Consider the following 3,234-nt stretch of genomic DNA (forward strand, 5'->3'; position numbering starts at 1 on the left):
ATTGACTTCGAGTTTTTCGATCAGTTCTGCAGGTTTCTGAGTGAGCTGAAGGTTGTCGATTACGATGGGGCAATTCTGAGGGCGAGACGAAAAACGAGGCGCTACTTCTACGAGAACATCTCGATGATACCTGACGAGAAGCACTACCCGGTCAGGGACATCACGACCGGGAAGATCATCGGCACCCTTGACGAGTCGTTCCTCCAGACGTTCACTGGAGAGCTCTTTGCGATGAAGGGAGAGGTGTGGAGAGTTGTGAGCGTTGATGACGCGGTCAGGGTCGTTCCTGCAGAGGTCGATGCCGACGTGCCGTCTTGGGCTGGGGAGGAGATACCCGTACCGTTTGAGGTGGCCCGTGAGGTCGGGAAGCTGAGACGCGTTCTGGCGGACGTCATCAGGACGGAGGGGAGGGAGAGGGCAGTTGAGTACCTGCTGGAGAACTACGACATTAATCGAAGTGCGGCTGAAGCAGTCGTTGAGAAGATTCACGAGCACATGAGCTCAGGGTTCGCTGTGCCAGGAGACACGAGGATCGTGATCGAGGGGAGTGAAGATGTGGCCGTGGTGAACGCATGCTTCGGTCACAGGGTGAACGAGGCTCTCGGGAGAATTCTCGCCCTGCTGATCTCGGCAAGGAAGGGCAGGAACGTTGGTGTCGAGGTGGACCCATACAGGATCAGACTCGTTCCTGCGAGCGTCGATGAGGTCGTGGACGCGCTTAAAAGCCTTGGCGGCGTTGGGAAGGACGGGCTGGAGAGGCTGTTCGAGAGAGCAGTCGTGGACACGAGGCTGTTCCAGTGGAAGATACTGAATGTCTCGAGGAAGACCGGGTACCTCAGCAAGGACGTGGAGCTCAACAGGGTGAACGTCAGAAAGCTCGTGCAGAGGCTGTACGACACCCCAATTTTCAGGGAGGCACTGAGAGAGCTCGAGGTTGAGAGGGTGGACCTCGACAGGCTGCACGGCATTCTTCAAAACATGGGCTCTCTGGAGATTGTCACGTACACCGGGCTGACACCGATAGGGACGGCGAGCTCAAGACAGAGCTTCGACGTCCTTCTGACCTCAAAACCTGTAGAGGCGGTGCTTGAGGCGTTCAGAGAGAGGATCGAGAACGAGGAGTGCCACATCCGCTGCCTGAACTGTGGCTACACCGTAACGCTGAAGGTCAGGTACATCGACTCCCTCACCTGTCCGAGGTGCGGTTCGAAAATGCTCGCATGCATCAACGCGAGGAGGAGGCTCGATGATGTCGACAAGTCGGAACTCTACAGGGTCGCGAATCTTGTAGCTATGCACGGAATGAGGGCTGTTTACGCGCTGAACACCTACGGGATTGGCGCCGAAACGGCGAGCAGGTTGCTCATGAACTTTTATCCAGACGAAAAAAGCTTTTTCAAGGCTCTGCTCGAGGCGGAAAAGAATTATATAAAATCCCGGGCGTTCTGGGACTGATGGACTTCGAGAAAAAGCTTGCCGAAGTGAAGGAGCATTTCGGAGATCTGATAGACGAAGACGTGGCAAAAACTCTTGTCGAGTACTATTTTGGCACGCTAAAGAAATCTGAAAACTCCCTTTCCAGAAAAGCTGGCAGGTCGATCAGGGTGTCGGGGATAGTCGTCGACAGGAGAGTTTTTCCCGGGAAGGAATACTGCAGGGTTGAGCTCGTGAGCGAGAGCGGAAGGGAGTTCGTCTACCTGTGGGACGAAGCGTACAGGACTGCGGCCGGAGAAGTATTCCCGGGAATGAGGCTTGAGGTCATTGCAAGCGCAGGAGAGAGCGGATATCACGTCAGCGACGCAGAATCTGTGAGGGTTGAAGTTGACGAATCCGCGTTCACACCTCTCGACGCTCTGAAACCCTCGAACAGCGTGTGCGTAAGGGGCCGGATTGCGGGCATAGATGGTGTGAGGGTGACGAAGAGTGGTAAGAAAATCGCCGTCTTCAGCATAACCGACGGCAGCGCTTTCGTGCCGCTGATCCTGTGGGACGACAAGGTGGAGCTCGCAGAAGGGATGGCCCCGGGAGACGAGGTGGTTGTCTTCAACGCGTATGTGAACGAGTTCAGGGGAAGACCGTCCATACACGCCGGAAGGAATTCCCGCGTGGTCGTGAACAGGATGGAGCTCTGACTACGTTTCCACGCTCACCTCCGTGGTGTACTCGGCTATGACCAGCCTGTCAACGTAAACGCTCAGCCTCGCCGTGCTGGTGGCGTTGTCGAGGTAGGCATCTCCCGGAAGGGTCTCGAAGAAGTCGTACCAGAGCCTGGCGTACGGGGACGTGACGGTGAGGTTCATGACGCCCTGAACGTCCTCGGCGGTCACGTTGACGGAGGTGGTGTTGAACACGAGCTTGACCGACCCCCTTCCGCTGACCGACATGTCTCCGACGAACTTGTTGATGACCACGACTGCAACGACCTTGGTGGAGTACGACGCGCTTTTCGCTGATGTGGTGTGGATGAATATCCTCGGCTCCTCAACTGCGCTCATGTACCCGTAGTATTTTTCCCAGACCGCTCCGTTCTCGAGGGTCACCTGGAACCCCTCGTACATGTAGTTCAGCGATCCCGTGTACTTTTCGATGCTGATGTTTCCCGCGGTTATGCTTATTTTTGTCTCGTTCCCTGTCCAGAAGGAGCCTCCCTGCATCTCAACCTGTATGCTCTGCAGGGGTGCCCCTCCGTATGTGGAGATCGCAACGACGTTCAGAATTCTCTTGAAGCTCTGCCTCAGTCCCTCGGATATGTACATCTTGCTCGTGCTGTCGAGCAGGCTGTTCACCTTCAGGTAGACCATCGAGATGGACGCCATCACTATTGCGAGGATCAGCATGTATCCGAGCACTTCCGAAACGGCTTTCGAGTTCATCCCAGCCTCACCCGGTAAAGCACTATGTACGAATCCCTCACATGCAGCACGACCTCGTCGCCGTCAACATACGGACTCAGATTCATGCTCCTGAAGTAGTCCTCCCACAGAAGGTAGTTGCTGCTCTTTATCCTTATCTCGGCCGGACCGGTTTTTATGCGGCTGACGTTCTCCAGCGCAATCTTCAGGGTGATGTACCCACCACCCCCTGCGGAGATCGACCCGTTGAATGATATTATCGGCATAGTCAGTGTGTCTCCGGTCAGGTAGATCGGAGGTGCAGACAGCATGTCCCCCCTGCCGCCCCACTTTCCAATTATCGCCCCGTTCTCCATCGCTATTTCCCAGCCGTTCCCGTAGA

Annotated in this window: 3 protein-coding genes and 1 pseudogene; 2 read left to right on the plus strand and 2 right to left on the minus strand. The window is 55.7% G+C overall.

Going from position 1 to position 3,234, the window contains the following annotated elements; all coding sequences use genetic code 11:
• Positions 1-1,455: pseudogene (locus tag ACXJJC_RS01695) on the plus strand (DEAD/DEAH box helicase); the annotation flags it as partial.
• Positions 1,455-2,132 (plus strand): OB-fold nucleic acid binding domain-containing protein, encoded by a 678-nt coding sequence (locus ACXJJC_RS01700; protein ID WP_456368906.1) that lies wholly within the window; start codon positions 1,455-1,457, stop codon positions 2,130-2,132. The pseudogene ACXJJC_RS01695 and the gene ACXJJC_RS01700, both read left to right, overlap by 1 nt.
• Here ACXJJC_RS01700 and ACXJJC_RS01705 read toward each other — a convergent pair whose 3' ends face one another.
• Both ACXJJC_RS01705 and ACXJJC_RS01710 read right to left on the minus strand, forming a co-directional pair.
• The gene (locus ACXJJC_RS01705) at positions 2,133-2,873 is read right to left on the minus strand and encodes a DUF7289 family protein (RefSeq protein ID WP_456368908.1); all 741 of its coding nucleotides are present in this window, start codon (positions 2,871-2,873) and stop codon (positions 2,133-2,135) included.
• The coding region (locus ACXJJC_RS01710; protein ID WP_456368909.1) for a DUF7289 family protein at positions 2,870-3,234 on the minus strand (365 nt) is incomplete at its 5' end. The genes ACXJJC_RS01710 and ACXJJC_RS01705, both read right to left, overlap by 4 nt.

The organism is Geoglobus sp. (genome assembly GCF_054018175.1).

Excerpts from the sequence above, each read along its gene's own strand:
- ACXJJC_RS01700 (WP_456368906.1), top strand. The coding sequence starts at position 1,455 with ATGGACTTCGAGAAAAAGCTTGCCGAAGTGAAGGAGCATTTCGGAGAT.
- ACXJJC_RS01705 (WP_456368908.1), bottom strand. The coding sequence starts at position 2,873 with ATGAACTCGAAAGCCGTTTCGGAAGTGCTCGGATACATGCTGATCCTC.